Genomic DNA, 3,642 nt, shown 5'->3' with positions numbered 1-3,642 from the left:
CGCCACGACAAGCCGGCTCCCACAATGACCGCGCTGGCTGCACGAGTGGGAGCCGGCTTGCCGGCGATAGGGCCCTTAGGTCAGTTGAAGATCAACTGCGCAGCCACGGCGAACATCATCACCGCCACCATCAGGTCGAGCATGCGCCAGGTGGTCGGACGTGCCAGCCAGGGCGCCAGCCACGCCGCGCCGATCGCCAGGGTCGTGAACCACAGCGCCGAGGCACTGGCGGCACCGGCCACATAGGCGCCGGGCACGGTCTGCTGGGCGCCGAGCGAACCGATCAGCAGCACGGTATCGAGGTACACGTGGGGGTTGAGCAGGGTCACTGCCAGGGCGCTCATCAGCACCGCGCGACGCGAGCGCATGCCTTGGCCTTCCTGATGCTGAAGGCTCTGTTTGGAACAGGCACTGCGCAACGCCTTGGCGCCGTACCAGAGCAGGAACACGGCGCCGCCCCAACGGGCAATGGCCAGCAGCGTCGGGTTGTGCGCCAGCACCGTGGCCAGCCCGAACACCCCGGCCGCTACCAGGATGGCGTCGCAGACAATGCACAGCAGCGCCACGGGCAGATGATGTTCACGCCGCAGGCTCTGGGCCAGGACGAAGGCGTTCTGTGCGCCAATGGCCATGATCAGGCCGAAGGCCACCAACATGCCGTTCAGATAGCTTTGCCACATGGCAGGTACTCCCAAGAAGATGCTGGCCATTCTGCGGATTGGCGCTGTATAAGAAAAACAAATAAAGCTGATCCGTCATTAGGAAAATCGATGTTCGACTACAAGCTGCTGGCCGCCCTCGCGGCAGTGATCGAGCAAGGCGGTTTCGAGCGCGCCGCGCAGGTGCTGGGGCTGTCGCAATCGGCCATCTCGCAGCGCATCAAGCTGCTCGAAGCGCGGGTCGGCCAACCCGTGCTGGTGCGTGCAACACCGCCGAGTCCGACCGAGGTTGGCCGCCAGTTGCTCAACCATGTACAGCAGGTGCGTCTGCTTGAGCGCGACTTGCAGCGCCAGGTGCCGGCCCTGGATGAGGAGGGCATGCCCGAGCGCTTGCGCATCGCCCTCAACGCCGACAGCCTGGCGACCTGGTGGGCGGGTGCGGTCGGGGTATTCTGCGCCGAGCACAAGTTGTTGACTGACCTGGTGGTGGAAGACCAGGAGGTCGGCCTCAAGCGCATGCGTGCCGGTGAAGTGGCGGCCTGCCTGTGCGGCAGCGAGCGGCCGGTAGCCGGGGCACGCAGCCTGCCGCTGGGGGCCATGCGCTATCGGGCGCTGGCCAGCCCGGGGTTCATGGCGCGGTATTTTCCACTGGGGTTCGAGGTCAAGCGCTTGGCCCGCACACCCGCCATCGTCTACGGCCCGGACGATTTCCTGCAGCACCGTTACCTGGCGTCGCTGGGCATTCAGGACGGCTTCCTGCACCATCTGTGCCCGTCGTCCGAAGGTTTCCTGCGCATGACCGAGGCCGGTCTGGGCTGGGGACTGGTGCCCGAGTTGCAGGCCCGCGAGCAGCTGGCGAACGGGCTGCTGGTGGAAATCTGTGCCGATACGCCCATCGACGTGCCGTTGTACTGGCATCATTGGCGCAACGGTGGCCATCTGCTCGCGCAATTGACCGAGCATCTGCGGCACACGGCCCGGCACTGGCTGGTGCCCTTGTAGCCGCAGCTGGCGTCTGTTGCATCTGAAATCAAGGCGGAGTCATACATGCGAATTCTGGTCACTGGCGCGAGCGGCTTCATTGGCGGGCGCTTTGCGCGTTTTGCCCTGGAGCAGGGCCTGGACGTGCGGGTCAGCGGTCGACGCGCCGAGGGGGTGGAGCACCTGGTCAAGCGCGGCGCGCAGTTCATCCCCGGCGACCTGGGTGATGCCGAACTGGCCCGGCGCCTGTGCCAGGGCGTCGAGGCCGTGGTGCATTGCGCCGGCGCGGTGGGTAATTGGGGGCGTTACCAGGACTTTCACCAGGGCAATGTGGTGGTCACGGAGAACGTCGTCGAGGGTTGCCTCAAGGAATATGTGCGCCGCCTGGTGCACTTGTCATCGCCGTCGATCTATTTCAACGGCCGGTCGCGTGTGGATATCCGTGAAGACCAGGTGCCGCGCCGCTTCCACGACCACTATGCACAGACCAAGTACCTTGCCGAGCAGAAGGTGTTCGGTGCCCAGGAGTTCGGCCTGGAAGTGCTGGCGCTGCGCCCGCGCTTCGTCACCGGGGCCGGTGACGCCAGTATTTTTCCACGGCTGATGCAGATGCAGCGCAAGGGCCGCGTAGCGATCATCGGCAACGGCCTGAACAAGGTCGACTTCACCAGTGTGCACAACCTCAACGACGCGTTGCTCAGTGCGCTGTTCGCCGAAGACCGCGCGCTGGGTCAGGCCTACAACATCAGCAACGGTCATCCGCTGCCGCTGTGGGATGTGGTGAACTACGTGATGCGCCAGATGCAACTGCCCCAGGTGACCCGTTACCGTTCATACGGTCTGGCCTACAGCCTGGCAGCGCTGAACGAGGGCGCCTGCATGCTCTGGCCTGGGCGTCCGCAGCCGACGCTGTCGCGTTTGGGGATGCAGGTGATGAGCCGTGATTTCACCCTGGATATCAGTCGCGCCCGCCAGTACCTCGACTACCAGCCCAAAGTCAGCCTGTGGTCGGCGCTGGATGAATTTTGCGCCTGGTGGAGGCATCAGCCACTTAACCAGTGAACCAGGCGCGCGGATGATGGTCATCAATGCGCCGCGCGAGCGGTTTATACTCATGTCTCTTTGCTATTACTGCGGTTGAAACTACCTATGCGTAACGATGCCCACGACGATTTCGATGATGTGCCCACTTTGCGTGCCGGTACCCCTGATGATGACGAACTGCTGCCTGCGCACGTTTCGCGCAGCCGTCAGAAAGCTGTGAAACCGGCCAGTACCGGCCCGCTGTGGGCGCTGCTGGGGGCGTCGTTCATCGCGCTGGCGGGGCTGGGCTGGTGGAGTTTCCAGCAGATCTCGCTGATGGAGCAGCAACTGGTGGCGACCCAGGAAAGCTTCGCACGCATCAGCGAAGAGGCCGCCGGGCGTTTGCAGGCCATCAGCGGCAAGGTCGATGCCAGCGAATCGACGGTCAATACCGGCAGCGAGGCATTGAAACTGCAGATTCGCCAGTTGCAGGCCAACCTGGCCGAGCAGGGCAAGCAGCAGCAGGGCGTGGCGGGGCAGGCGGGTGACCTGGGCAAGCGCCTGGAGCAGGTGCTGGCCGATACCCGGGAGCAGCAGAAAGCCGTGACCGAGTTGCAAACCCAGCTGCAGGCGCAGTTGAAAGCCGTGAATGGTGAACTGGCGGCGCTGAAGTCGGGGCAGGTGGATGGCGGCAAGCTGGATGGTCAGCTCAAGAGCCTGAACGATGAAGTAGCGGCGCTGAAGAAGCAGGGTAACCAGAAGGCGGCCATCGATAGCCTGGAGCAGGATGTGCTGGTGCTCAAGAGCCAGATCGACAACCGACCGGCAGCGGCTGCCAGTGGCGCATCGGTGCAGGAGTTCGATGCGTTCCGTGGGCAGACCACGCGCAACATCAATACCCTGCAAAGTCAGATTCAGAACCTGCAGAAGCAGATCAATGCCCGACCTTGAGATCTGCTGAGCCCTTATCGCCGGCAAG

The 3,642-nt window shown here is 63.9% G+C and carries 4 protein-coding genes; 3 read left to right on the top strand and 1 reads right to left on the bottom strand.

What is annotated here, in order from left to right:
- Positions 1-80: 80 nt before the first annotated feature.
- Positions 81-680 carry a LysE/ArgO family amino acid transporter gene (locus tag PMI38_RS25010; protein WP_008100511.1) on the bottom strand — a complete coding sequence of 200 codons (600 nt, stop codon included), beginning with the start codon at positions 678-680 and terminating at the stop codon, positions 81-83.
- Positions 681-770: 90 nt separating this feature from the next.
- On the opposite strand from PMI38_RS25010, the gene PMI38_RS25005 reads away from it, so the two are divergent.
- From PMI38_RS25005 to PMI38_RS24995, 3 genes are all read left to right on the top strand, one after another.
- Positions 771-1,661, top strand: a complete 891-nt coding sequence (locus PMI38_RS25005; protein WP_008100510.1) for a LysR family transcriptional regulator ArgP — start codon at positions 771-773, stop codon at positions 1,659-1,661.
- Positions 1,662-1,706: 45 nt separating this feature from the next.
- Positions 1,707-2,702 carry an NAD-dependent epimerase/dehydratase family protein gene (locus tag PMI38_RS25000; RefSeq protein ID WP_008100508.1) on the top strand — a complete coding sequence of 332 codons (996 nt, stop codon included), beginning with the start codon at positions 1,707-1,709 and terminating at the stop codon, positions 2,700-2,702.
- A gap of 87 nt (positions 2,703-2,789) precedes the next feature.
- Positions 2,790-3,614 (top strand): hypothetical protein, encoded by an 825-nt coding sequence (locus PMI38_RS24995; RefSeq protein ID WP_008100506.1) that lies wholly within the window; start codon positions 2,790-2,792, stop codon positions 3,612-3,614.
- The last annotated feature ends 28 nt before the right edge of the window (positions 3,615-3,642 follow it).

The sequence above is a fragment of the Pseudomonas sp. GM84 genome, assembly GCF_000282535.1.
In the GTDB taxonomy this organism is placed as follows: domain Bacteria; phylum Pseudomonadota; class Gammaproteobacteria; order Pseudomonadales; family Pseudomonadaceae; genus Aquipseudomonas.
This window is presented reverse-complemented; position numbering and strand designations above follow the sequence as displayed.

Bases quoted from the DNA above. Each gene is read 5' to 3' on its own strand.
- PMI38_RS25000 (WP_008100508.1), top strand. From the start codon at position 1,707: ATGCGAATTCTGGTCACTGGCGCGAGCGGCTTCATTGGCGGGCGCTTT.
- PMI38_RS25010 (WP_008100511.1), bottom strand. From the start codon at position 680: ATGTGGCAAAGCTATCTGAACGGCATGTTGGTGGCCTTCGGCCTGATC.
- PMI38_RS24995 (WP_008100506.1), top strand. From the start codon at position 2,790: ATGCGTAACGATGCCCACGACGATTTCGATGATGTGCCCACTTTGCGT.
- PMI38_RS25005 (WP_008100510.1), top strand. From the start codon at position 771: ATGTTCGACTACAAGCTGCTGGCCGCCCTCGCGGCAGTGATCGAGCAA.